Origin of the sequence: Hafnia sp. CBA7124, from assembly GCF_002355555.1 — a bacterium.
In the GTDB taxonomy this organism is placed as follows: domain Bacteria; phylum Pseudomonadota; class Gammaproteobacteria; order Enterobacterales; family Enterobacteriaceae; genus Hafnia; species Hafnia alvei.
Genome location: NZ_AP017469.1, coordinates 1,215,762 through 1,241,472 on the forward strand (window position 1 = coordinate 1,215,762; position 25,711 = coordinate 1,241,472).

Annotated in this window: 21 protein-coding genes and 1 other annotated feature; of the genes, 11 read left to right on the plus strand and 10 right to left on the minus strand. The window is 48.8% G+C overall.

All coding sequences use genetic code 11. The annotated features are described in order from the left end of the window. The first annotated feature begins 16 nt into the window (after positions 1 to 16). On the plus strand, positions 17 to 2,689 hold the full coding sequence (locus CPY98_RS05670) for a beta-N-acetylhexosaminidase (RefSeq protein ID WP_096386713.1): 2,673 nt from the start codon (positions 17 to 19) through the stop codon (positions 2,687 to 2,689). A 269-nt stretch (positions 2,690 to 2,958) separates the two neighbouring features. On the opposite strand, the gene fur is transcribed toward CPY98_RS05670, so the two are convergent. From fur to ybfF, 4 genes are all read right to left on the minus strand, one after another. Further along, positions 2,959 to 3,408: a ferric iron uptake transcriptional regulator gene (fur, locus tag CPY98_RS05675; protein ID WP_025800678.1), complete on the minus strand. Its 450-nt coding sequence runs from the start codon at positions 3,406 to 3,408 to the stop codon at positions 2,959 to 2,961. Positions 3,409 to 3,727: 319 nt separating this feature from the next. Then, the gene (gene fldA / locus CPY98_RS05680; RefSeq protein ID WP_025800679.1) at positions 3,728 to 4,255 is read right to left on the minus strand and encodes a flavodoxin FldA; all 528 of its coding nucleotides are present in this window, start codon (positions 4,253 to 4,255) and stop codon (positions 3,728 to 3,730) included. A gap of 121 nt (positions 4,256 to 4,376) precedes the next feature. Beyond that, positions 4,377 to 4,652: a LexA regulated protein gene (ybfE, locus tag CPY98_RS05685; protein WP_025800680.1), complete on the minus strand. Its 276-nt coding sequence runs from the start codon at positions 4,650 to 4,652 to the stop codon at positions 4,377 to 4,379. Between the two features lie 270 nt (positions 4,653 to 4,922). After that, positions 4,923 to 5,693 (minus strand): esterase, encoded by a 771-nt coding sequence (ybfF, locus tag CPY98_RS05690; RefSeq protein WP_096386715.1) that lies wholly within the window; start codon positions 5,691 to 5,693, stop codon positions 4,923 to 4,925. 275 nt (positions 5,694 to 5,968) lie between these two features. Between ybfF and seqA the strand changes: the two genes are divergently transcribed. Continuing rightward, positions 5,969 to 6,508, plus strand: a complete 540-nt coding sequence (seqA, locus tag CPY98_RS05695; protein ID WP_025800682.1) for a replication initiation negative regulator SeqA — start codon at positions 5,969 to 5,971, stop codon at positions 6,506 to 6,508. Between the two features lie 83 nt (positions 6,509 to 6,591). Beyond that, positions 6,592 to 8,238 (plus strand): phosphoglucomutase (alpha-D-glucose-1,6-bisphosphate-dependent), encoded by a 1,647-nt coding sequence (gene pgm, locus CPY98_RS05700; RefSeq protein WP_040045689.1) that lies wholly within the window; start codon positions 6,592 to 6,594, stop codon positions 8,236 to 8,238. 172 nt (positions 8,239 to 8,410) lie between these two features. Here pgm and CPY98_RS05705 read toward each other — a convergent pair whose 3' ends face one another. Both CPY98_RS05705 and CPY98_RS05710 read right to left on the minus strand, forming a co-directional pair. After that, positions 8,411 to 11,563 (minus strand): multidrug efflux RND transporter permease subunit AcrB, encoded by a 3,153-nt coding sequence (locus CPY98_RS05705; RefSeq protein ID WP_025799949.1) that lies wholly within the window; start codon positions 11,561 to 11,563, stop codon positions 8,411 to 8,413. Positions 11,564 to 11,608: 45 nt separating this feature from the next. Next, positions 11,609 to 12,799 (minus strand): efflux RND transporter periplasmic adaptor subunit, encoded by a 1,191-nt coding sequence (locus CPY98_RS05710; protein ID WP_025799947.1) that lies wholly within the window; start codon positions 12,797 to 12,799, stop codon positions 11,609 to 11,611. Positions 12,800 to 12,938: 139 nt separating this feature from the next. Here CPY98_RS05710 and acrR point away from each other — a divergent pair, with 139 nt between their 5' ends. From acrR to mscK, 3 genes are all read left to right on the plus strand, one after another. After that, on the plus strand, positions 12,939 to 13,643 hold the full coding sequence (gene acrR / locus CPY98_RS05715) for a multidrug efflux transporter transcriptional repressor AcrR (protein ID WP_025799945.1): 705 nt from the start codon (positions 12,939 to 12,941) through the stop codon (positions 13,641 to 13,643). Then, positions 13,643 to 13,996, plus strand: a complete 354-nt coding sequence (locus tag CPY98_RS05720) for a DsrE/DsrF/TusD sulfur relay family protein (protein ID WP_025799943.1) — start codon at positions 13,643 to 13,645, stop codon at positions 13,994 to 13,996. The genes acrR and CPY98_RS05720 overlap by 1 nt, the downstream gene beginning before the upstream one ends. A gap of 164 nt (positions 13,997 to 14,160) precedes the next feature. Then, positions 14,161 to 17,526: a mechanosensitive channel MscK gene (gene mscK, locus CPY98_RS05725; protein WP_096386718.1), complete on the plus strand. Its 3,366-nt coding sequence runs from the start codon at positions 14,161 to 14,163 to the stop codon at positions 17,524 to 17,526. Positions 17,527 to 17,700: 174 nt separating this feature from the next. Here the strand turns inward: mscK and CPY98_RS05730 are convergent, their stop codons facing one another. From CPY98_RS05730 to priC, 4 genes are all read right to left on the minus strand, one after another. Then, positions 17,701 to 19,221: a sensor domain-containing diguanylate cyclase gene (locus CPY98_RS05730; protein ID WP_046450120.1), complete on the minus strand. Its 1,521-nt coding sequence runs from the start codon at positions 19,219 to 19,221 to the stop codon at positions 17,701 to 17,703. A gap of 470 nt (positions 19,222 to 19,691) precedes the next feature. Further along, the gene (gene rsmS / locus CPY98_RS05735; RefSeq protein ID WP_040045695.1) at positions 19,692 to 19,871 is read right to left on the minus strand and encodes a pleiotropic regulatory protein RsmS; all 180 of its coding nucleotides are present in this window, start codon (positions 19,869 to 19,871) and stop codon (positions 19,692 to 19,694) included. Between the two features lie 9 nt (positions 19,872 to 19,880). Continuing rightward, the gene (locus tag CPY98_RS05740; protein ID WP_025799936.1) at positions 19,881 to 20,129 is read right to left on the minus strand and encodes a GlsB/YeaQ/YmgE family stress response membrane protein; all 249 of its coding nucleotides are present in this window, start codon (positions 20,127 to 20,129) and stop codon (positions 19,881 to 19,883) included. A gap of 180 nt (positions 20,130 to 20,309) precedes the next feature. Beyond that, positions 20,310 to 20,852 carry a primosomal replication protein PriC gene (gene priC / locus CPY98_RS05745; protein ID WP_046450121.1) on the minus strand — a complete coding sequence of 181 codons (543 nt, stop codon included), beginning with the start codon at positions 20,850 to 20,852 and terminating at the stop codon, positions 20,310 to 20,312. A 130-nt stretch (positions 20,853 to 20,982) separates the two neighbouring features. On the opposite strand from priC, the gene CPY98_RS05750 reads away from it, so the two are divergent. The 5 genes from CPY98_RS05750 (at position 20,983) to recR (ending at position 25,432) form a co-directional block, all read left to right on the plus strand. Then, a complete protein-coding gene (locus CPY98_RS05750; protein ID WP_096386721.1) occupies positions 20,983 to 21,363 on the plus strand; it encodes a DUF454 family protein in 381 nt (126 codons plus the stop codon). Between the two features lie 185 nt (positions 21,364 to 21,548). Continuing rightward, on the plus strand, positions 21,549 to 22,100 hold the full coding sequence (apt, locus tag CPY98_RS05755; RefSeq protein WP_025799929.1) for an adenine phosphoribosyltransferase: 552 nt from the start codon (positions 21,549 to 21,551) through the stop codon (positions 22,098 to 22,100). 346 nt (positions 22,101 to 22,446) lie between these two features. Continuing rightward, on the plus strand, positions 22,447 to 24,447 hold the full coding sequence (dnaX, locus tag CPY98_RS05760) for a DNA polymerase III subunit gamma/tau (RefSeq protein WP_096386723.1): 2,001 nt from the start codon (positions 22,447 to 22,449) through the stop codon (positions 24,445 to 24,447). Further along, positions 23,780 to 23,844 (plus strand) — a sequence feature (DnaX frameshifting element). Its footprint overlaps the gene before it by 65 nt. A 50-nt stretch (positions 24,448 to 24,497) precedes the next feature. Further along, a complete protein-coding gene (locus CPY98_RS05765; RefSeq protein ID WP_004091772.1) occupies positions 24,498 to 24,827 on the plus strand; it encodes a YbaB/EbfC family nucleoid-associated protein in 330 nt (109 codons plus the stop codon). Then, entirely contained in the window at positions 24,827 to 25,432 is a 606-nt protein-coding gene (gene recR / locus CPY98_RS05770; protein WP_040045699.1) for a recombination mediator RecR, read from the plus strand. The genes CPY98_RS05765 and recR overlap by 1 nt, the downstream gene beginning before the upstream one ends. Positions 25,433 to 25,711 lie beyond the last annotated feature (279 nt).

Below are 25,711 nucleotides of genomic sequence, written 5' to 3' on the forward strand. Positions count from 1 at the left end.
AGGATGGGGCTTTAGGATGAGCAAATTTAAATTGAACACGTTGGCCGTTGCCGTTTCTGCACTGGGCATGCTCGGTTTTTCCGCAGCAAGCCAGGCAGATCAGCAAATCGTTGACCAACTGAGTCAGTTAAAAGTTAACGTGAAAGTCACCGACAACCGCGCGGCAGAGAACGGCGTCGATTGTGCCGCGCTGGGCGCTGACTGGGCATCGTGTAACCAATCGGTCATCACGCTAACCAGCGATAGTGATATTAAAGGCAATGACTGGGCGATCTATTTCCATAACCCACGTCAGGTTCTGGACGTGAAAAGCGATCAGTTCAAAATTACGTTTGTGACCGGTGACCTGCACAAAATTGAACCCACCGATAAATTTAAAGGGTTTACCGCCGGTCAATCGGTGGAAATTCCGCTGATTGGTGAATACTGGCAGTTGTTTGAAAGTGACATTATGCCGCGTTGGTACGTCACTTCTCAGGATGCTAAACCTAAGGTGATTGCCAGCACCGATACGGAAGATCTACGTCAGTTTGTGACGCCGTTTGCGGGCGATCTGTGGAAGCGCACCAAAGACGATAAAAATGTTCTGATGGTGCCTGAAACTCGCTTCGACAAAAACGCCGATGTGAAAGAGCTGCCAGCGCAGAGCCTGCGTGGCCAAATTATGCCAACGCCGATGGAAGTGAAAATCCATCAGCAGGACGTTGACCTCAGTAAAGGCGTTGCGCTGGATCTTACCGTTCTGAACAGCGCCACGGCAGAAGCCGCACAGCAGCGTTTCGCGCTGTTAGGTGTGAAAAACGATGCCAAAGGCTATCCAATCAAAACGGTGATTGCGGTTAATAACTTCAAAGGCGACTTAGCGGTTCCGGGGGCTTACGAGCTGAAGATCGGGCCAAAGGGGGCTGAAGTCATTGGTTACGATCAGGCTGGCGTTTTCTACGGCTTACAGTCCATCCTTTCTCTGGTGCCAAGCGATGGCAGCATGAAGATTGCAACCTTAGATGCGAAAGACGCGCCGCGTTTCCAATACCGTGGCATCTTCTTGGACATCGGGCGTAACTTCCATTCCAAAGAAGCGGTACACCGCCTGCTAGACCAGATGGCGGCGTACAAGATGAACAAATTCCACTTCCATCTGACCGATGACGAAGGCTGGCGTATTGAGATCCCTGGCCTGCCAGAGCTTATCGATGTGGGCTCAAAACGCTGCCACGATCTGAGCGAGAAAGAGTGCCTGCTACCACAGCTAGGCTCAGGACCTGATGCTAACAATAATGGTTCTGGCCATCTGTCTCGCGCTGAATATATCGATATCGTGAAATATGCTCAGGCACGTCAGATCGAAGTAATCCCTGAAATCGATATGCCTGCGCATGCTCGTGCGGCGGTGATTTCGATGGAAGCGCGTTATGACAAACTGAAAGCCGCTGGTGACGAGAAGGGCGCTAACGAATTCCGTTTGGTTGATCCTACGGATACGTCAAACACCACGTCTGTGCAGTTCTATGATCGTAAGAGCTATTTGAACCCATGCTTAGATTCCTCTAAGCGCTTTGTCGATAAAGTGATCGGCGAAGTGGCGCAGATGCACAAAGAGGCGGGGCAGCCATTAACCACGTGGCACTTCGGCGGTGATGAAGCTAAGAATATCCGCTTAGGGCCGGGTTATCAGGATAAGAATGGCAAGATTGAGCCGGGCAAAGGCATTATCGATCAGAGCAAAGAGGATAAGCCATGGGCGCAGTCTCAGGTTTGCCAGACCCTAATTAAGAGCGGCAAAGTGGAAGATATGGAGCATCTCCCAAGCCACTTTGCGATTGAAGTCAGCCAGATCGTCAATAAGCACGGCATTGAAAAAATGCAGGCGTGGCAGGATGGCCTGAAGGATGCCAAAGACGCGAAGGCATTTGCCACCAAGCGCGTGGGTGTTAACTTCTGGGATACGCTCTATTGGGGCGGTTTTGATACCGTAAACGACTGGGCGAACAAAGGCTATGAAGTGACGGTTTCTAACCCAGACTACGTCTACATGGATTTCCCGTATGAGGTGAATCCACAGGAAAATGGCTACTACTGGGGAACTCGCTTTAACGATGAGCGTAAGATCTTCAGTTTCGCGCCAGACAACATGCCACAGAATGCGGAAACTTCCGTAGACCGTGACGGCAATTTCTTTACCGCGAAAAGCGATAAGCCATGGCCGGGCGTTTATGGACTCTCAGCGCAGCTGTGGAGTGAAACCACGCGCACCGACGAAATGATGGAGTATAAAATTTATCCTCGCGTTATGACGGTGGCGGAGCGCGGATGGCATCGCGCGGGTTGGGAGCAGGACTACAAAGCGGGCCGTGAATATAAAGGCGGAGAAACCGACTTGGTCGACAAAAAATCTCTGCTGAGTGATTGGCAGCGCTTTGCCAACCTGATGGGACAGCGTGAGCTGGCGAAAATGGATAAAGCTGGTGTGGAATATCGCCTGCCGGTTCCTGGAGCAAAAGTTGTGGGCGGGAAACTGGAAGCCAACATTGCGCTGCCAGGGTTGGGGATTGAATACTCCGTAGACGGTGGCAAGCAGTGGCAGCGTTATGATGCTAAAGCTCAACCAACCGTTTCTGGCGACGTTCAAATTCGTTCAGTAAGCCCAGACGGCAAGCGCTATAGCCGCGTAGAACCGGTACAGGCGTGATATCGAGATAGGTACGCAAGGTATTCTCTGCTCCGGTGGGGTAGGGAATGCCGCAATAACGTATTAACGCAGTGATTTTTAATACCGTTTCATCATCATTATTGTTGCTATGGTACCTGCCGAAGCCATATGAGTGATTTAGTTGTGAGTTGCTTAGCCCCCTGCCTGAGGGGCTTTTTTTTGTCTGTTTTTCGACGAGAAAACGAAGATGGTGGATTTCAGGCAATAAAAAAGCGACCCTCAGGTCGCCTCATTACACTCGCGAGCGCTTACTCTCTGCCATCGTGCAGACTTTCGTCTTCGCGGCAATCACCTTCAGCGCAGTGGCCATACAGGTACAGGCTGTGGTTGGTCAGTTGGATACCATATTTTTTAGCGATTTCGTGCTGACGCTTTTCGATGGAGTCGTCGCTAAATTCGATCACTTTACCGCAGTCTAAGCAGATCAGATGATCATGGTGATGCTGTTGAGTCAGTTCAAATACGGATTTTCCGCCTTCAAAATTGTGACGAGTCACAATTCCAGCGTCGTCGAACTGGTTCAGTACACGGTAAACGGTGGCTAAGCCGATTTCTTCACCCATATCGATCAGCTTCTTATACAGATCTTCTGCGCTGACGTGGTGGCAAGTTGGATCTTGCAGAACTTCCAGAATCTTAAGACGCGGAAGCGTGACTTTAAGTCCAGCCTTCTTTAAAGCAGTGTTGTTATCTGTCATTCGGATTCTGTCCCGTTACTTAGCTCGAAGACGTTTAGGATAGCCTGCATTTGCTGCCTACGTTGCCCTAATTGTCACCGAACTGAAAATATAATTGAGATTCATTATAAGGCTGATGGCGGTAAATGGAAACCGCAGTGTGTTAACAACTTGGACGGAATTACAAGGTGGAAATAAAACGTAACACACTGACAAATATGTAACTCTGCTGGTGGCGGGGGCTAGAGCGGGAAAAATGAGTTACATAGATGTTGCAAGTTGCTTTCGCCAATCGCTGAAATACCCGCTGACTTATGCAGTCAGCGGGCACAATTTCAGATTAGCCAGCCAGCTCAGCCAAGCTCATCTCTTCGGAAATTTGTTTCACCCACGCATCAACACGCGTTGCGGTGAGTTCAGGCTGGCGATCTTCGTCAATAGCCAAACCAACGAAGGTTTTGTCATCAACCAGCGCTTTAGACGCTTCAAAATGGTAACCCGCCGTTGGCCAGTGACCAACGATAGTCGCGCCGCGTGGCTCGATCAAATCACGGATGGTGCCCATAGCGTCGCAGAAGTACTCTGCATAGTCTTCTTGGTCGCCGCAGCCAAACAGAGCAACCAGTTTACCGTTGAAGTCGATCTCTTCCAGAGAAGGGAAGAAATCATCCCAGTCACACTGAGCTTCACCGTAATACCACGTTGGGATGCCAAGCAGAAGAATATCGAATGCTTCGATGTCTTCTTTGCTGCTTTTGGCAATGTCATGAACTTCAGCAACGTCTTTTCCGAGTTGCTTTTGGATCATCTTAGCGATGTTTTCCGTGTTGCCCGTGTCGCTGCCAAAGAAAATGCCTACGATTGCCATGTCGCGTTTATACCTTTTATATCAAATAATTAAACTAGAATCTTGAGAAAGACCAGTACGTACTTTACGCACTATAGCACTTTAAACCGTATCGATTTGTCGTCATTGTGTGCTGGTGGCGTTAAGATTTTAAAATCTGATTGAGTAAAATTTGTTCAATCAATTCACTGCGGCTAATGTTTTGTTCCTGAGCCAAACGATTCAGCATTTCAACCGCTTCTTCGTTAATCTTTAGCTCGACGCGACGCAGTCCTTTCACTTTATCGCGGCGCAGTTGGTTGCGTTTGTTAATTCTTAGCTGTTCATCCCGAGATAACGGGTTAGTTTTCGGGCGACCCGGACGACGTTCATCTGCGAACAGATCCAGAGTCGTGCGGTCCGTTTGTTCTTTGGCCATATCAGGTAGCGGTACTACAAGGAGAATTTTGAATCTGCGTAACGAATCAGATCATGATTAACATACTAGGGCCATTCACCCTTTACCGGCACTATCCTTGAACAGCAAAACTGCCTGCCAGAATAATAGCGCGCCATAATACCCCAGCGCCCCCAGCTGCGACAATCCTTAATCTTACTTACCTCACTGATGAATGGTGATTTTTTCTACAGTGAGGCTGTCGTTAAGATTAAGTTAGGTCGTGAAGGCGACAAAATTAAGCTGTTTGACTTATTCATCGCTGTCGAGAAAACGGTGCAGCGTGCGTAGCACCAGCTCTGGCTTTTCTGCATGCAGCCAGTGGCCCGTACCGGCTACCACGTGAGCTTTAGCATGAGGAAACTGGCGCGCAATGGCGGCGCGATGAATATCTTGGATGTAGGGCGATAAGCCACCTTTGATAAACATCGCAGGGCCTTGGTAAGGCGTTACTTCTTGCCAGCCCACGATATTTTCGTATTGCTCCCACAGAACGGGCACGTTAAATAGCCATTCGCCCTCCTGAAAAGATTTCAGTAAAAACTGTATTACACCTTCTTCTTGGATGTAGCTGCGCATGATTTCAGCGGCCTCTTGGCGACGCGTCAGCCGTGCATCCGTCACTGCGTTGATAGCTGCAAAAATCGTATCGTGACGACGAACCTGATAGTCAACGGGCGCAATGTCCAGCAAGGCAAGGCGGCGAATACGCTCGGGGGCAAGTGCAGCTAACGTCATCGCGGCTTTTCCGCCCATTGAGTGCCCAATGACATCCAACTGCGGTAACGAAAGATCGTCGATCAACGCCAGTAAATCTTCGGCCATCGCGGCATAATCCATGCGCTCTGAGCGCGGCGAGTGGCCATGATTGCGCATATCAACCTGAATCACACGGCGATCGCTGCGCAAGTCTCGGCCCAATACGCCAAGATTATCCAGACTGCCGAATAAACCGTGGATCAATAATGCCGGTGGAAACTGGGCTTGCTGGGCTGGAATATGTTCGCGGTAGTTGAGTTTCATATCGTTAGGTCTATTCGTGGTGTCTATTCGCGGGCTTCATGCGCTAAACATGCGGCAACGGAGTGCGACAAATCTTATGTTGTAACAAATAGGTTACCACGACTAAGCATGATTGTTAGCCATCGAGTGTTATCCAGCAAAATTTAAGGGTATTCTTTCCATAAGTTTGGGAAAAAACTCACTGAATTGATCAGAGCATCGGGTTTACGCTATCCGCATGAGGCGTTTGACTTTATAATCCTGCTGATTAAGTCGTAAACCTGTATTGGATAATGATGAAAACTATTGAAGTCGACGAGGAGCTGTACCGCTACATTGCAAGCCACACGCAAAGTATCGGTGAGAGTGCTTCTGACATATTGCGCCGCCTGCTGAAAGTCTCTGAACATAAAGCCACTGCTGCTCCGGCTGTGACGCCTGCCGTCATCGCTGCGCCAGTGGCTGCTGCGGTATCTGCCCGTCCGGTAGATCGCGTTCGTACCATGCGTGAACTGTTGCTTTCTGATGAATATGCAGAGCAGAACAAAGCGGTAAACCGCTTCATGCTGGTACTTTCAACCCTTTACTCCATTGATAACCAAGGGTTCGCTGCGGCAACGGAATCCTTGCATGGCCGCACGCGCGTCTATTTCGCCGGTGACCAGCAAACGCTGCTGCAAAACGGCACGCATACCAAGCCTAAACATGTTGCGGGCACGCCTTACTGGGTGATCACTAACACCAACACCGATCGCAAGCGCAGCATGATTGAACACATTATGCAGGCGATGCAGTTCCCAGCCGAACTGATTGAAAAAGTTTGCGGAACCATCTAATTCAAGAACTGCCTAATCGCAAGCACTGGCAACGCGATTAGGCACTCAACCATATAAGCGTAATAGCGTAGGGAGTAGTGACCATGGCAAATCACCCCCGTGCCGGGCAGCCTGCCCAGCAGAGCGATTTGATTAACGTGGCACAACTGGTTTCTCAATACTATGTATTGACGCCGGAAGTGGGTAACACGTCGCATGCGGTAAAATTCGGGACTTCAGGTCACCGTGGCAGCGCTCAGCGTCATAGCTTTAACGAAGCGCACATTTTAGCTATTGCGCAGGCAATTGTTGAAGTGCGTAAAGCGAATGGCATCGAAGGTCCGTGTATCGTGGGTAAAGATACACACGGTTTATCTGAACCTGCGTTTATCAGCGTGCTGGAAGTTCTGACGGCAAACGGCGTGGATGTCGTGGTACAGCAGGATAATGGTTTCACACCAACGCCTGCGGTTTCTCACGCTATTCTGACCCACAACAGCAATAAGAATGCGGCATTGGCCGACGGTATCGTTATCACGCCTTCGCACAACCCGCCTGAAGACGGTGGTATCAAATATAATCCGCCAAATGGTGGACCGGCAGATACTGACCTCACCAAAGTGATTGAGCAGCGAGCCAATGAACTATTAAGCCTTAACTTACAGGGCGTGAAGCGTCAAACTCTGGATGCGGCTTGGAAAAGCGGTTTGGTGCATGCCAAAGATCTGGTGCAGCCATACATTGAAGGTTTGGTTGATATCGTTGATATGCCAGCCATTCAGCGCTCAGGACTGCATTTAGGCGTCGATCCATTAGGTGGTTCAGGCATCGAATATTGGCAGCGTATTGGTGAGCATTACAAACTTGATCTGACCCTGGTGAACGATCACGTTGATCCGTCATTCCGCTTCATGCATTTAGATCACGACGGCGTGATCCGTATGGATTGCTCATCGGAAAGCGCGATGGCAGGCTTGCTGGCGCTGCGCGATCAGTTTGATTTAGCCTTCGCTAACGACCCAGACTACGATCGTCACGGTATCGTCACACCTTCAGGTCTGATGAATCCGAATCACTACTTAGCGGTAGCGATCAATTATCTGTTCCAGCATCGCCCACAGTGGGGCGCTGATGTTGCCGTAGGTAAAACGCTGGTATCCAGCGCGATGATTGACCGCGTTGTGAATGATTTAGGCCGCAAGCTGGTGGAAGTTCCTGTCGGCTTTAAATGGTTTGTTGATGGTTTGTTTGACGGCAGCTTTGGTTTTGGTGGCGAAGAGAGCGCGGGGGCTTCCTTCCTGCGCTTTAACGGTACACCGTGGTCAACGGACAAAGACGGCATCATTATGTGTCTGCTTGCCGCTGAGATCACCGCAGTAACCGGCGAAAACCCACAGCAGCATTACAATAAGCTGGCGGAACGTTTTGGTGCGCCAAGCTATAACCGTATTCAGGCACCGGCGACGCATGCACAGAAAGATGCGCTGTCGAAGCTCTCTCCTGAGATGGTTAAAGCTGACAAACTGGCAGGCGATCCGATTACCGCGCGTTTGACTAAAGCGCCGGGCAACAACGCTTCTATCGGCGGGCTGAAAGTGATGACCGACAACGGCTGGTTTGCCGCGCGTCCGTCTGGTACAGAAGAAGCCTACAAGATTTACTGCGAAAGTTTCTTGGGCGCTGAACATCGCCAGCGAATCGAGAAAGAAGCGGTGGATATTGTGAGCGCCGTGCTCGCCAGCGCCAAATAAGCGAGTTCTTCAGAAATTCAAAAAGCGCCTTTAACGGCGCTTTTTTTATGTCTTCGATTTGTCGGTAAATAGCGGTGACGTTTTCAATATAAAAAAACGCCCGATGAAATTCATCGGGCGTTTTATCAGGCTGTAAAATATCAGCCTATCGAGGACGACTCAGGGAAATGAACTATTTCACCTGGTGGTCAACAGGGTGGCTATGTTCGATGTCTTCACCGCCTTTGTTAAAGCGACGACGAACGACCACAAAGAACATCGGTACGAAGAAGATGGCCAGAATAGTTGCAGTAACCATACCGCCCATTACGCCTGTACCTACCGCATTCTGTGCGCCAGAGCCAGCACCGGAGCTGATAGCCAATGGCAGAACACCCAGCATAAATGCCAGAGACGTCATCAGAATTGGGCGTAGACGCATGCGTACCGCTTCTAACGTCGCTTCAATCAGCCCTTTACCTTCTTTATCCATCAAGTCTTTAGCAAACTCGACGATAAGTATGGCGTTTTTGGCTGAAAGTCCGATGGTCGTCAACAAGCCTACCTGGAAGTAAACGTCGTTGTTCATACCACGCATTGTTGCTGCCAACAGTGCACCGATAACACCCAATGGAACCACGAGCATAACGGAGAACGGAATTGACCAGCTTTCATACAATGCTGCCAGACACAGGAAGACCACGATGAGCGAGATGGCATACAGCGCCGGAGCCTGGTTACCTGATAGACGTTCCTGATAGGACATTCCTGTCCAGTCATAACCGATACCGGTAGGCAGCTTGGTCACCAACTCTTCCATCAGCGCCATGGCTTCACCGGTACTTTTACCCGGTGCCGCTTCCCCAAGGATTTCCATGGATGGCAGGCCGTTATAACGTTCCAGACGCGGAGAACCATATTCCCATTTTGATGATGAGAACGCTGAGAACGGTACCATTTGTCCTGCATCACCACGGACATAGTAGTTATTGATATCGTTCGGCAGCATACGATATGGCGCATCAGCCTGTACGTAAACTTTCTTCACACGACCGCGGTCGATGAAGTCGTTCACATAAGTACCACCCAGCGCGGTAGACAGCGTTTGGTTGATGTCTGAAATCGAAACGCCTAACGCCTGTGCTTTTTCCTGATCGACAATGATCTTGAACTGCGGCGTATCTTCCAAACCGTTTGGACGTACACGAACCACGGTGTCTGGATGCTGTGCGGCCATGCCTAACAGCTGATTACGCGCTTCGGTCAGTTTTTCATGGCCAAGGCCAGCCTGATCGATAAGTTCAAAGTCAAAGCCGGTTGCCGTACCCAGTTCGATAATCGCTGGCAGGTTGAATGGGAACACCAAGCCATCTTTAATCTTACTGAATGCGCCAGTTGCACGGGCGATAATGGCCGGAACCTTATTATCGGCGCCGGTACGTTCATCCCAAGGTTTTAAGCTGACGAAGGCCAAGCCGTTGTTCTGGCCTTGACCGCTGAAGCCGAAGCCGCTGACGGTAAAGACGGATTGAACGTTAGCTTTTTCTTTATCCAAGAAGTAATCAGTGACTTCTGCTAGAACCTTGTTGGTACGTTCTTGCGTTGCACCAGCCGGTAACTGAACCATGGTCAGAGCAATACCCTGATCTTCATCCGGTAAGAATGACGTTGGCATACGGACAAACAACAGACCCATACCGACAACGATAATCAGGTAAATCAGCAGATAACGACCGGTACCACGCAGAATGCCCGCAACGGAATTCGTATAGTGCTCAGTGCTCTTATCGAACATGTTGTTAAACCAACCAAAGAAGCCGGTGGTTTTACCGTGGCCGCCTTTTTCGATCGGTTTGAGCATGGTGGCACACAGAGCCGGTGTCAGGATCATCGCCACCAGTACTGACAGCACCATCGCGGAAACGATAGTGATGGAGAACTGACGGTAAATCGCACCGGTTGAGCCACCGAAGAATGCCATTGGGATAAATACTGCGGACAGTACCATCGCAATCCCCACCAAGGCGCCCTGAATCTGCTCCATGGATTTACGGGTTGCTTCTTTTGGTGGTAGGCCCTCTTCGGCCATAACACGCTCAACGTTTTCCACCACAACGATGGCGTCATCCACCAAGAGGCCTATCGCAAGCACCATACCAAACATGGTTAGGGTGTTTATCGAATAGCCAAAGGCCGATAGCACAGCAAATGTCCCTAACAGAACCACCGGAACCGCGATGGTTGGGATCAGGGTTGCACGAATGTTCTGCAAGAACAGATACATAACCAAGAACACCAGCACGATAGCTTCCAGCAACGTTTTCACAACTTCGTTGATGGAAATCTTAACGAACGGCGTGGTGTCGTATGGATAAACAACCTTCATGCTGGCAGGGAAGAAGGGCTGCAATTTAGCCAGCTCTTTTTTAACCCCTTCAGCGGCATCCAATGCGTTAGCGCCAGTTGCCAGTTTAATCCCCAGACCTGCGGCAGGTTTGCCGTTAAAGCGTGCAATAACGTTATAGTTTTCGCCGCCTAGCTCAATCTTGGCAACGTCACGCAGCAGTACGCGAGAACCATCGGTTTGAACCTTCATCAGGATCTTGCCGAATTCTTCCGGTGTCTGTAAGCGCGTTTGCGCAATGATTGAGGCGTTCAACTGCTGGCCAGGAACCGGAGGAGCGCCACCCAATTGGCCAGCTGCAATCTGGTTGTTCTGGATTTTGATCTGGTTGATCACGTCCAGTGGAGTCATCTGGTAGTTGTTCAGCTTATTTGGGTCTAACCAGATACGCATCGCGTACTGGGCACCAAACAGCTGCACGTCACCAATCCCTTCGGAACGGCTGATCGGATCTTTAATGTTGGAAGCCACGTAGTCGGCGATATCATCCTGAGACATACTTCCGTCTTCAGAAATAAAGCCAGCAACCATCAGGAAGCTACTACTGGATTTCTCAACGCTGATCCCTTGCTGCTGAACTTCTTGCGGCAGCAACGGCGTTGCTAGCTGCAATTTGTTCTGCACCTGAACCTGTGCGATATCCGGGTCAGTACCAGACTGGAAGGTAAGCGTGATCGACACGCTACCCGATGAGTCGCTGGTTGAGGACATGTACATCAGATTATCGATACCGTTCATGTTCTGTTCGATAATCTGTGTCACCGTGTCCTGCACCGTCTGCGCATCAGCACCAGGGTAGACTGCGGAGATCGACACCGCCGGTGGGGCAATCGTTGGATATTGCGCCACCGGTAGTTTCATAATCGCTAGCGTACCGGCCAGCATGATAATGATGGCGATAACCCAGGCGAATATAGGTCGATCTATAAAAAACTTAGCCATGAATTACTGGCTCCTTTTTATCAATGTATCAGCAACGAGCATCACTTAAGACTTCTTCGGTTCGCTAGCCGCTGCATCTTTTGTTGAAGCGTTCCCTGCAGAAGCTTCTTCTACTTTCACTTGCACACCTGGACGAACTTTCTGCAAGCCAGTCACAATCACTTTGTCACCGGATTTCAGACCATCAGTCACCAACCATTTGTCACCGATGGCTTGCGCTGCGGTTACGGTACGGTTTTCAACTTTGTTGTCGGCACCGACTAACATGACGGTTGCTTCACCACGAGGATTACGGGTGACGCCTTGCTGCGGTACGAGCAACGCATTGTTTTTGATCCCTTCATCCAGACGAGCGCGCACAAACATGCCAGGCAACAAATCGCCTTTAGGATTTGGGAACACGGCGCGAATAGTGATTGAGCCAGTGCTTTCATCAACGGTGACGTCAGAAAACTCCAGAGAGCCTTTCTGTGCGTAGACCTGACCATTTTCCAATACCAGCTCAGCCTTAGCCTTACCGCCTTCCTGTTCTAAAGTGCCGTTAGCCAGCTCTTCTTTTAAACGCAGGAAGTCGTTGCTTGACTGAGTCACGTCGACATAAATCGGGTCCAGTTGCTGAACGGTTGCCAGCGCATTAGCCTGATTTGAAGTCACCAAAGCACCCTCGGTCACGCTAGATTTACCAATACGACCGCTGATTGGTGAAGTGACTTTGGTATACGCCAGATTGATACGTGCAGTTTCTACTGCGGCTTTTGCCGCGGTAACGGCTGCATCGGCCTGACGCGCATCGGCAACGGCGGTATCGTATTCTTGCTGACTGATGTACTTAGTTCCGACTAATGTCTTATAGCGATTGACTGTCAGGTGAGCGATGTTTGCAGCGGCTTCAGCTTTGGCCAAATCGCCACGCGCGCTGTCATAAGCGGCCTGATAAGTTGCTGGATCGATTTGATACAGTGAAGAACCGGCCTGAATGTCGCTGCCTTCCACGAAGTTACGCTTAAGGATGATGCCGCCAACCTGTGGGCGAACTTCTGCGATGCGATATGCAGATGTACGACCAGGAAGCTCAGTGGTGACGTTCAACGGCTCAGCTTTCAGCGTGACAACACCCACCTCAGGTGCGCTTTGCTGACCTTTTTGCTCGTTTCCGTCGTTACATCCTGTAAGAAGTAAACTACCAGAAAACATTAGCACGGCCGCCAGAGGCGTTAACCCTCTGTTTTTATTCATAGATAACCTCAAGAGTTCGATTGTTAAATGGGTATTGATTCATTTGTGAAAACCCATTGCTGCGCTAATTAAAACTGCATGTTATGGTACATACATTCATGAATGTATGTAAATCAAAGCACATTAAAAATATAACGCCATGGCACGAAAAACCAAAGAGCAAGCTCAAGCAACCCGACTGCAAATACTTGAAGCGGCAGTATGTGAGTTTTCCGCACGCGGTGTGTCCGCTACCTCTCTAACGGATATTGCCAACGCAGCTGGTGTAACGCGTGGCGCGATTTATTGGCACTTTAAAAATAAAGTAGACCTTTTTAATGAAGTCTGGAACCTGACCGAATCAAAAGTCAGTGACTTAGAGATAGAGTATCAAGCAAAGTATCCAGATAATCCACTTAGGATTTTACGCGAAATCCTAATTTATATCTTGGTCGCAACCGTGGACGACCCACGCCGTAAAGCGTTGATGGAAATTATATTTCATAAATGCGAATTTGTCGGCGAGATGCGTTCTTTAGTTGATATTCGCAAGATTTTGTACCTCGAAAATTTTGAGCGCATCGAAAATGTGCTACGTAACTGTATTGAGTGTCAACAGTTGCCTGCTGAACTTAATACTCGGCGCACAGCGGTAATGATGCGCTCGTATATAACGGGTATAATGGAAAGCTGGTTATTTTTACCAGAAAGCTTTGATTTGAAAGAAGAAGCTTCATTTATGGTCGACAGCTTTATCGACATGATCAAGTACAGCGAACATCTCCTGCATGGCGCTGTTAGCATGCCGTTTGAAGCGCCGGCATGCGCGGTGGCGATGACGCCGCTTAACAGAGGGAAATCCTAATGCAGAAAATTGTTTTGATCGCCAATGGTGCTGGTTATGGCCAAGAATCATTGTTTAACGCACTGCGCTTGGCTATTGCGATGAAAGAGCAGCAGGGCGAGATTGAACTGAAAATCTTTCTGATGTCTGATGCTGTCACATCGGGTTTGGCTGGGCAGAAGCCTCATGAAGGCTATAACCTTCAGCAAATGATTGAAATTCTGACCGCTCAGCAGGTGCCTTTTAAACTGTGTAAAACCTGCGCCGATGGCCGTGGAATCAGCACATTACCGTTGATTGACGGGGTTGAGATTGGAACGTTAGTTGAGCTAGCTCAGTGGACGCTAGCCGCAGATAAGGTGCTTACGTTCTAATTTAGTATTGAACCGTAATTGGGACGATAGGGATTAATTCCCACACAAATATCGTCCTTATTTATTGGATAAAAAATAGATTTCATTTTCGGCTTTTGCCTATTCATTGTCTTAATATCTTCGTGCTACGCTAATCTACTCTTCCCGTTAAACGATCTCTTCCCATGATGGCTGGCTGCATTACGTTACGCTCTGTTCAATTAACTCGGCGCGCACAGTTTTATTTAATTTCATTAATTATTAGTGTGCTTATTTTATTGGTTCCTGATTATGCTTTAGCGCTGAGCGGCGATATATCGACGCGGGCTGAAGTACAGAATCAGTTAGATTCTTTAGGTAAGCAGAAATCGCTGTCGCCGGGAGAAAAGCTTTCGCAGCAGGATTTGATGAAAACGCTCGAATACCTCGACGGTATCGACCGCATCAAGCAGGAAAGCCAGCAGCTTAAACAGCAGATTCAACAAGCTCCGCTCAAGCTAAATCAGGCACTCAGCGGATTAGAGTCTATTCAACAGGCCGATAGCGAAGCCATCACGCGTTCGTCGCTGTCGACGCTTTCTTTGCGCCAGCTAGAAAATAAAATGGGCAGCACGCTGGATGACCTGCAAAGCGCGCAGGAAGATTTAGCGAATTTTAATAGTCAGCTTATTTCTCTTCAGACCCAGCCAGAGCGTGCGCAAAGCAGCATGATGGCGACGTCACAGCAGATTCAGCAAATTCGAAACGCGTTATCCGATCCCAGCAATATGCGTCCAACACAGCAAAACATGTTGAATACGCAAATGGCGATGCTGAATATGTCCCTCGACTACCAGCGCCAAAGCTTGTCGGCTAACACCGCATTACAAGATTCCCTGCAAAAGCAGCGTGACTACGCTAATGCCAGAATCAATCAGTTAGAGCACATGGTTCAGCTGGTTCGTGAAGTAGAAAACGGCAAGCGGTTAACGCAGTCTGAAAAGACGGCGCAGGAAGCGCAAAACCCCGATGATGCCACGCAAGATATTCAGCAGGATCCTGTTATTGGGCGTGAGCTCGATATTAACCGCCAATTGAGTAAGCGGTTAATTGAAGCGACCGAAGGCGTGAACACGCTGGTTCAGGAAAATATCCGCATCAAAAACTGGCTAGATCGCTCTCTACAGGCAGAGCGCAATTTGAAAGAGCAGATAACGGTGCTGAAGGGCAGTTTGCTGCTGTCGCGCATTCTCTATCAGCAACAACAAAATCTGCCGACGGAAAAATTGACTAACGATGTTGCTACGCAGATTGCTGATTTACGTTTGGAACAGTTCGACATCAATGAAAAGCGTGATGCGCTGTTCCAAGGAACGGATTACGTCACGCAGTTGCTTAGTCAAAATAAGGATAAACCGTCTGACGATGTGGTTAGCGCGCTCGAAGATATTGTTGATGCTCGCCGTGAGCTGTTGGATCAGCTCAATAAGCAGCTCGGCAGCCAGTTAACCTTAGCGATTAGCCTGCAGATTAATCAGCAACAGTTGCTGAGCGTAAATGAATACCTGCAACATACGTTGACCCAACAAATTTTCTGGGTGAGCAGTAATAAGCCAATGAACCTCAATTGGTTTATGGATCTTCCAAATGCGTTAAAAGTTCAGGCCCAATCTCTGCACTTTGACCTTAAGCCGGGAGCGTTGGCTGAAGGTGCGCTGAGCTCCATGTTCGTTTTCATTCCTTTGCTGATCCTCTTCGGCCTGTTCCGTTGGCGCTATCGTAGAATTAATGAGCTTCTGGAAAAGCTTGGTAACGAAGTCGGCCAATTAAAACGTGACACACAGCTGCATACACCAAAAGCCATTGGGCTGCTGATGGTGAAAGGATTGCCCGGCACGCTATTGATATTGGCACTGGGCTTTTGGTGCTATCGCTCGGATATCAGCATTAATAACTTTATGTGGTCGCTGTCGTTGCAGTTTGCCATGTTCTGGATGGTTATCAGCACCACATATCGCCTGTTAGCGTCGGAAGGTGTATCGGAGAAACATTTTAATCTCTCTCCGCTGCTGTGCGCGCACTATCGCCGCGTGACCCGACGAGTTGGGGTCACGTTAATCCCGCTGATTTTCTGGTGTGTATTGGGTGAAAAAGCACCGTTGCGTCTGAGTGAGGATGTGATTGGTCAGGTTGCGGTGCTTATCACCTTAGCGCTGATTACCGCTTTTGTTTTCCCCATTTGCCGTGACGCATGGCGCGAGAAAAACTCTCACACCGTACGACTCATCATGGTGACGCTATTAGCCATGACGCCGTTGGTGCTGATGGTGCTTACCGCGTTTGGCTACCTCTATACCACGCTAAGCCTAGGACTGCGCTGGCTTGATAGCCTCTATTTAATGATCCTGTGGACCATTATTTATGCGACGGCTATCCGTGGACTGAGCGTTGCCGCACGGCGCTTAGCCTATCGACGTGCTTTGGCTCGCCGCCAGCAAAATACCGCACGTGAAGGTGCGGAGGGTTCAGAGCCGATTGAAGAACCTCCATTGGCGATTGATCAGATTAATAGCCAGTCATTACGCCTGACGACGATGGTGCTATTCCTCATCTTTGGCTGTGTTTTGTATTGGATTTGGTCCGATTTGGTTACGGTGATCTCCTACCTCGACAGCATCACCCTGTGGCATTACAGCAGCGGTTCAGGTGCAAATCAGACCTTACAGGCCGTAACGCTAGGCAGCGTGCTCTTTGCTTTAGTGTCAGTGGTTATTGCCTATATTTTAACGCGCAACTTACCGGGTCTGCTCGAAGTGCTGGTGCTCTCGCGTATTCAAATGCGCCAAGGCTCTTCCTATGCCATCACCACGGTTCTTACCTATTTGATTATCGTGGTGGGGACGATAATCTTCTTCGGTTCGCTGGGGGTATCATGGGACAAGCTACAGTTCCTTGCCGCCGGGTTATCGGTTGGTCTAGGTTTTGGTTTGCAGGAGATTTTCGGAAACTTCATCTCTGGTCTCATTATCCTCTTTGAGCGTCCAATTCGCATTGGCGATACTATTACTATCGGGACGTTCTCAGGCACGGTAAGTCGAATTCGTATTCGCGCCACCACGATCACGGATTTTGATCGTAAAGAGGTGATTATCCCGAATAAGGCGTTTGTGACAGAACGGTTGATCAACTGGTCATTATCCGATACTACAACCCGCTTACTCATAAAAGTGGGGGTCGCCTATGGTTCGGATCTGGACAAAGTGAAGCAGATTCTCCTGCAAGCGGCTAAAGAAAACCCACGCGTGATGACCGATCCCGAACCGCAGGTATTCTTCTTAGCGTTTGGAGCGAGCACATTAGATCATGAGCTGCGTTTATACGTACGTGAACTTCGCGACCGCAGCTATACGGTTGATGAGCTGAACCGTCGAATCGATCAGCTGTGTCGTGAAAACGACATTAATATCGCGTTTAACCAGTTAGAAGTGTATTTGCATAACCAAGAAGGCAAGGAAGTTCAGGTGATCAAAAAAGATCTGGACGGTAAAGCCGGTGATGAGTCATTGGCATAATCACGCTGTGGCTTTGATGTGATTTTCGCTTCTGCCAGCTTTAACGGAAGCTTACGGCGTTTGTTTAAGCATTAAATATCCTGCTAAATTAACGTTATAAGCTTCCTATTATTAACTGATGTTGTTAACTGACGTCGTTAACTGAAGCTGTTAACTGAATTCGCAGCTTCAAAATTAAGCCTTAGTGACGATATTGTTCTTCCCGTTATGCTTCGCGGTATATAAATAGTCGTCAGCGATTTTTAATATTTCCTCTGCGGTTTCACCCTGCCATTGGGTGAGTCCACCGCTGAAGGTGACATGCAAGCCTGCCTCGTGCCACTGTTTCTGGTCAACGGCGATACGCCATTTATCGAGCAGATGTACCACGCTGCTGGTGTCGCTGTTCAAAATTAGCATCACTAATTCTTCACCGCCATAGCGGCACAACAATCCTTGAGGCCCTGCAATTTCCTGACCGACTTTGCCGATATATTTTAAAACTTCATCGCCCACGGGATGGCCAAAACGATCGTTGATTTGTTTAAAGTTATCAATATCAATCATGGCCAAAAAGAAAGGGACTCTGTTTTCAATTAGGCTGGGCAAGCGCTCATCAAAATAGCGACGATTAAATAATCCCGTCAGGCTATCTTCAATCGCGGCTTTATTCGCTTCTGCTCTGGCTCGGTGCTGCTTTTTAATTTCAGAATAGACGCTGGCGAGATCGAATGTTTTTTCATCCATGCTGCCACTGCGTATTGTTGCCAGTAACTCGCTTAGCATGCGTTGCAGGCTCGTGTTCCAAAGTACCGCCACTGTGATATAGAGCATTACCGTGACAATGGCCAAGATCAACATCGGTTGCGTTGACTCAGCAATTAAAGCCTCGATTTTATTCTCCTCGACGGTGAGAATAAGGTGCCAATCAGGGTTGGTAAACGAATGGTAATAAACATGAATGCCTGAGTTTTCATCATAAAAATAGCCTTCGGCATCCGTCATTTGTTTCAACCATTCTGGATGAGCAATCGGCAAGGTAATTTCTTGAGGATTGGCGTGCATGACAATCTGACCAGAATGATGGACTACGGCTAATTTCCCATTTAATGGTAAGGCTATCTCTTTTAATGGCAGACTCATTGCAGCCAGATCTAAATCCATAGATAACGCGCCATAGCGAACACCCTGATCGTCATTCAGGTTTTTCGATATAGTTAAAACATTATGATGAGTAAACTCATCACTATAGGGCATCGAGAAACGTACCCAGTTATTCTTTAGGGTATCGCGTGGAAACCAAGGGCGCTCTTTCGGATCGTATGAGGGAGATTCTATCTTTGGAATACTGTTAAAACCCGCGCCATCGATCCACACCAGAATATTGGTGAAATGGCGATTAGCATTAATGGCATAAGCCACAATTTTCTTTAGATTGCTCTCATCTGAATCAATGAACATACGAGATTCACTTGGCGATGCTTGGATCGCAAGTGCGATGGCACTATTTTTGATATCTTTAATTTGTCGGTCAACTGACTGCATAGCCGTATTGTGTGCGATGAATGCTAGTGTCTCATCGATATTATGATACGTCTCTTGCTTCACGTGCTGATAGAACCAGACATAGAGAACGATCAGTGGAAGTGCTAGCGTGAGAATCGCTAGGTGAACCTGCTTTTTAACTGACCATGGTTTTTGCAAAGTAGAAATCATAAATTAAGAGGCTTATGTTGCATTGAGTAACCAGAATAGCTATCTGGAGGTAATTCCTTTACCAAAATAAATAATACGTTATTTATAATAAACTTTATAGGATTAATGAATATATCAAGATGGATAATAATATTTCATCGATCATAAAATGATCTTGAGGGAAATCAATTTAACGTATTAAGGAAATAAATCTTCCGTCGTTAATTAACTATCTGGAATGTTCTTTTCCCGTTAATAACTGTAGTTGGGAAGTTTTATTTCCAATATCAAAAAATATTTTTAATAAGATATTTCTAACTATGGTTAGCATGATAAATATAATATAACCAATAAGTGTTAGTAGTATAAATAAATAGGATTTTTATAAAAACAAACCAAGACATATATTAATTATAACAAGAAAATTCAATGCGAATTATTCTTAAATAAAAAAAGGAGCCGTTTGGCTCCTTAAGATATGACTCGAGAGGCTATACGTTGCTGAGTGGCGAAGTTGTCTGGTGTTTTTTGCGCGATAGTTTAGTTTCATAGTCGTTTTTGACTATTTCTAAGGCGGCTAACACGACTTCAGGACCGAGATCGTTGCTTTCCAGTAGATAGATCAAATCGACGGCAAGTTGCACTTCAGGCGCTGCTTTCTCGAGTGACATAACCTTTCCTTAGTTTTTCAATTTGCGATAGATGAACAGCAACAGCATAGCACCCAGAATTGAAATAATCAGGCTCACGAAATTAAAACCGGTGACGCTTCCCATTCCAAAGAATGAGCTGATGTAGCCACCGACTAATGCACCAGCAATACCCAAAATAACGGTCATAAAGAAACCGCCGCCATCTTTGCCTGGCATGAACCATTTAGCCAAAATGCCGACAATAAGACCAAGAATGACCCAAGAAATAATGCCCACGATACGTCTCCCTTAAACAAATATTTAGCGCTAGTTCTGATGACATCGAATGCGATATCAGAGAAGAAAGCTTTGATAATTATAGATAGAAATAAGCCCTCACCATGAAGACCACATCATTTTATTTGTTTGTAGGATGAATAGAACGACTTTCTGCATAAATGGGTTATTTTCAGAATTTTAGGAAAAGCCAAGCTCCATTTGTTCTATTTGTTTTTCAATTTTTTTCAGCGCTTGGCGACAACGACTTAAACGTCCCTCTAAGGCCACGAGTTCTTGCTGAATCCCTTGTTGCTGCTGCAACGTTTGACACTGTCCAAGCTGGCTTTCACGTTCATAGAGCATGTCATTTAAACGGCGCTCATAGCCCTGATTTTCTGCTAATTTCTGTTGCATAATGGAAAGCGGTGAACGCCGACTTTTAGCATCTTGGCGGCGCAACTGCTGTGTGGCGAACTCTCGCTGTAGCGCTTCGATCTGAGCGACTAAACGTTCAGCCAAAAAACTGACCTGCTGTGTATGGTTACGCTTTACGGCATCAGTGAGTTTTGCAAAATTACCGCGCAGTTCTTGCAAATAATCCTTCAGGCCTGTTTCGACGCTGGCAAAAAGAGCACGATCAAAACGTGGCTGTCGGGTCGGGATATAACCGCTATTTTTTAGCGAGAGCTCCAGTTGGATGATGCGCTGTTCTAACACCTGTAAAAGCTGTTGGCTTGACATCAGAGATACCTTAGCGGTGATTATCGAGCTTAGAGAGGAGGGCGGAATGCTTATCACCCATGACTTTCGGTGCAATGCTCATGTAACATCAGATGGTAATGGAGTCGTGGGGAGTAGGGCAAGAGACATCATGCAACGCATATTACTCATTGTTTTGGGCTGGATCGCATTTGGTCTGGCTTGCCTAGGCGCCATTTTGCCGTTATTACCAACCACGCCCTTCCTGCTGTTGGCGGCTTGGTGTTTTTCTCGTTCGTCACCGCGTTTTCACCACTGGCTATTGTATAATTCTTGGTTTGGCGGCTATTTACGCCACTGGCAAAAACATCGTGGTTTGCCATCAGGAGCTAAGCCAAAGGCCATTATTTTTATTATTCTGACCTTCGCGCTTTCGTTGTGGTTGGTGAACATGTGGTGGGTACGTATATTGCTGCTGGTGATTTTGGCCTGCCTGCTGATCTTTATGTGGCGCCTGCCGGTAATTGATGCAGAGCAAGAAAAAACACCGTGAAATGAACTCTACAGTTGCATTTGTTCGCCAGTTTCAATAGATTTGAGCGTTTTCGTGCGCGGGTTACCTCCTGTCCCTTTGCTCTATACCGAACACCGCAGGTCTGAGACTACAGGCCACGTATCGGGGGAAGTTCAGGTGGCTTGCGTTAGCCCGGACCCGCTGTTTTATCAGGCAACAATTTTATGACCGCTACAGCACAACAAATCGAATTCCTTAGAGAAAGCATTAAGACTATCCCGGACTATCCAAAACCAGGGATTTTGTTCCGCGACGTCACCAGCATGCTGGAAGACCCAAAAGCCTATGCACTGAGCATCGAGCTGCTTGTTGAACGCTACCGTAACACCGGCGTAACCAAAGTCGTGGGCACCGAAGCCCGTGGTTTTCTGTTCGGAGCGCCTGTGGCACTGGCGTTGGGCGTAGGCTTTGTTCCTGTGCGTAAGCCGGGCAAGCTGCCGCGTGCTACGTTAAGCGAAAGCTATGAACTGGAATACGGTACCGACACGCTGGAAATCCATCAGGATGCCATCCAGCCTGGCGATAACGTTTTAGTCATTGACGATCTGCTGGCAACTGGTGGCACCATCGAAGCCACGGTGAAACTGATCCGTCGTTTAGGCGGCGTGGTGACCGATGCGGCGTTTATCATTGATTTGCCAGAACTGGGCGGCGAAGCTCGTCTGACCGCGCAAGGCATCAATTGCTATAGCCTCGTTGACTTTGCCGGTCATTAATTTCCGGTGACAGGCATCCACCATCGCTGAGATAAAGCCCCGTTAATACGGGGCTTTTGTATTTTTCAGACCACGAGATATACCGAGCGCGTACGGTCACAAAACCCTCTCGTTCACCGCGCCGAAAGTAATTAGGAATCAACATAAAGCTGCTGTTACAATACAGAAATAGCTCGTCATAATGCGGCTGAGCGTAATCATAAGTTGAGATCTTTCTGTTTAGCACCATATATAACGAGTTCGTTGAACAGAATGAACCCCCGGTCGGTATATGATAACCCCGATCAGCATCGCGGTTTTTGCAGTCATACTGAAATTACCCCTTACAAATCAATGATGAGTATCAATGAGCTATCAGGTACTTGCCCGTAAGTGGCGTCCACAAACGTTTTCTGACGTCGTGGGTCAGGAACATGTTCTGACCGCGCTAGCAAACGGCCTTTCTTTAGGGCGTATTCATCACGCCTATCTGTTTTCCGGCACTCGCGGCGTGGGTAAAACCAGCATCGCGCGCCTTTTGGCGAAAGGGCTTAACTGCGAAACCGGCATCACCTCAACGCCATGCGGCGTGTGTGATAATTGCCGTGAGATTGAGCAGGGCCGTTTTGTGGATTTGCTGGAGATCGACGCCGCCTCGCGAACCAAAGTTGAAGATACCCGCGATCTGCTGGATAACGTTCAGTACGCGCCTGCGCGTGGTCGTTTCAAAGTCTATTTGATCGACGAAGTGCACATGCTTTCCCGCCACAGCTTTAATGCGCTGTTGAAAACGCTGGAAGAGCCGCCTCCGCATGTCAAATTCCTGCTGGCGACGACAGATCCCCAAAAACTGCCGGTAACGATTTTGTCTCGTTGCCTACAGTTTCATCTCAAAGCCTTAGACGTTGAGCAGATCCGCACCCAGTTGGAAAAAATTTCCACCGCGGAAGGATTAACCGCCGAGCCGCGCGCATTGCAACTGCTGGCGCGTGCCGCCGAAGGCAGTATGCGCGATGCATTAAGCCTCACCGATCAGGCGATTGCGATGGGGCTGGGCCAAATTACGGCAGAAACCGTTGGCCAAATGCTCGGCACCCTAGATGACGAACAGCCACTGGCGATTATTGAAGCGCTGGTGGATGCCGACTGCGAGAAAGTCATGGCGTTGGTTGAGCAGGCGGCTTCACGCGGAGTGGATTGGGAAAATCTGCTGATTGAAACCCTGACTCTGCTGCACCGCATCGCGATGCTGCAACTGCTGCCAAATGCGTTAGACAGCCACTATATTTCCGTTGAGCAGCGCCTGCGTGAATTGGCGCGTACGCTGCCGCCGTCAGATTTACAGCTGTTCTATCAGGTGTTACTGACAGGCCGCAAAGAATTAACTTATGCGCCAGATCGTCGCATGGGCGTGGAAATGACGCTGCTGCGCGCGCTGGCGTTTCATCCCAAAGCCGTGATTGCTGAACCTGTTGCCGCACCGCAAACGGCGTTGCCGACCATGCCTGCGCAAGGCGGGGCTCATTCGACGTCTGGTTACATGCCAGCGCAGAATACAGCGCCACAGCAGAATACCATGCCGCCAGCGGGGCAGTTCCAACCGCAGAACGTGGCTCCGGCACAGCCTGCGGCAAAACCGGCCGGGCTTTCGGATGCCACCGCCCAGCTATTACAGGCTCGAAGTCAGCTACGACAGAAAGCGGGTGGGGGAACTGACCCAAAAAAGAATGAGCCGGCAGCGCCAGTAACCGCGCGGCCGGCAAGCTCAGCACTGGAGCGTTTGGCATCAGTGACGGAGCGCAGCCAGCAGCGTCAAGCTGCCGCGGCAGAAGCGAAACCGTCCAAGAAAGAAGCCTACCGCTGGAAAGCACAAACCAAAGCGGTAGAGGCCAAGCGCGAAGAAATTGCTACGCCGAAAGCGTTGCGCACCGCGCTAGAGTATGAAAAAACGCCTGAGCTGGCCGCCAAGCTGGCGGAGGAATCGTTGACCCGTGATGAATGGGCCGCCGAGCTGAATCAGCTACGCCTGCCTAAACTGGTTCAACAGCTGGCATTGAATGCGTTTCGTGAACCGGCAGAAGAGGGCAAAGTGCTTCTGCATTTACGTTCTTCGCAACGTCATTTAAACTCCGCTTCTGCGCAGCAGACTTTGTCTCAGGCGCTGAGTGAACATTATGGTCGCCCAGTTGAGCTGACGATTATCGAAGACGATAATCCAGAACGACTCACGCCGCTGGAATGGCGGCAGGCGATTTACGAAGAAAAACTGGCGCAGGCTCGCCAGTCCATTGCTGCGGATAGCAACATCCAGACTTTGCGACGTTTCTTTGACGCCGAACTGGATGAAGAGAGCATCCGCCCTGTTTAACCGCTGTGTCAGCACAAGGCCGACACAGCCCCACGCAAAGAGAGAACACTATGTTTGGTAAAGGCGGATTGGGCAACCTGATGAAGCAAGCCCAGCAAATGCAAGACAAAATGGCGAAAGTGCAGGAAGAGATCGCTCAGCTGGAAGTGACCGGTGAATCTGGCGCGGGTCTGGTAAAAGTGACCATCAACGGTGCGCATAACTGCCGTCGTATCGAAATCGATCCAAGCCTGATGGAAGACGATAAAGAGATGCTGGAAGATCTGATCGCTGCCGCGTTCAACGATGCGGCACGCCGTATTGAAGAAACTCAGAAAGAAAAAATGGCTTCAGTTTCCAGCGGTATGCAGTTACCGCCGGGCTTCAAGATGCCATTCTGATGCAAACCAGCCCGCTTCTTGAATCATTAATGGAAGCACTGCGCTGCCTGCCGGGCGTTGGCCCGAAGTCGGCGCAGCGCATGGCATTCCACATGCTGCAGCGCGATCGCAGCGGTGGAATGCGTCTGGCGCAGGCGCTTACCCGAGCGATGTCGGAAATCGGCCATTGTGAAGACTGTCGTACATTTACCGAACAGGATATATGTACGATTTGTTCTAACTCGCGTCGTAAAGAAAATGGACAAATCTGTGTGGTCGAAAGCCCAGCAGATATCCATGCGATAGAGCAAACCGGGCAATTCTCAGGCCGTTACTTTGTTCTGATGGGGCATTTGTCCCCGCTGGACGGTATCGGCCCGCAGGATATCGGTTTAGATCGCTTGGAAGAGCGTTTGGGACAGGAGTCACTCACCGAGGTGATTTTGGCCACTAACCCAACGGTTGAAGGCGAAGCAACCGCGAACTACATTGCTGAAATGTGCAATGCTCACGGCGTATTGGCTTCCCGCATTGCCCACGGTGTTCCCGTTGGCGGTGAGCTTGAGATGGTGGACGGCACTACTTTGTCGCACTCTCTGGCCGGACGTAACCCCGTTCGTTTTTAACCTCTGCCTGACCGGCGTGTAATTTATCCACTCATAAAGTGATCTGAGTTACACGCCGCATTTCTTTTTTCCTCGATTGTATTTTTTACCCTTGAAATTCAACATCCCATCCCCATTTTTTAACCACTCTACCCAAAATAGTTCAAGTTGTAGTAAGGCAGCGAGTTTATGAGTCCCTAGGAGCATAGATAACTATGTGACTTGGGCGAATAAACGCAGCTAACGCACATACAGCTTGAACAATGAAGGGTAAAACATTTTGTCTGAGTGCTATCCATT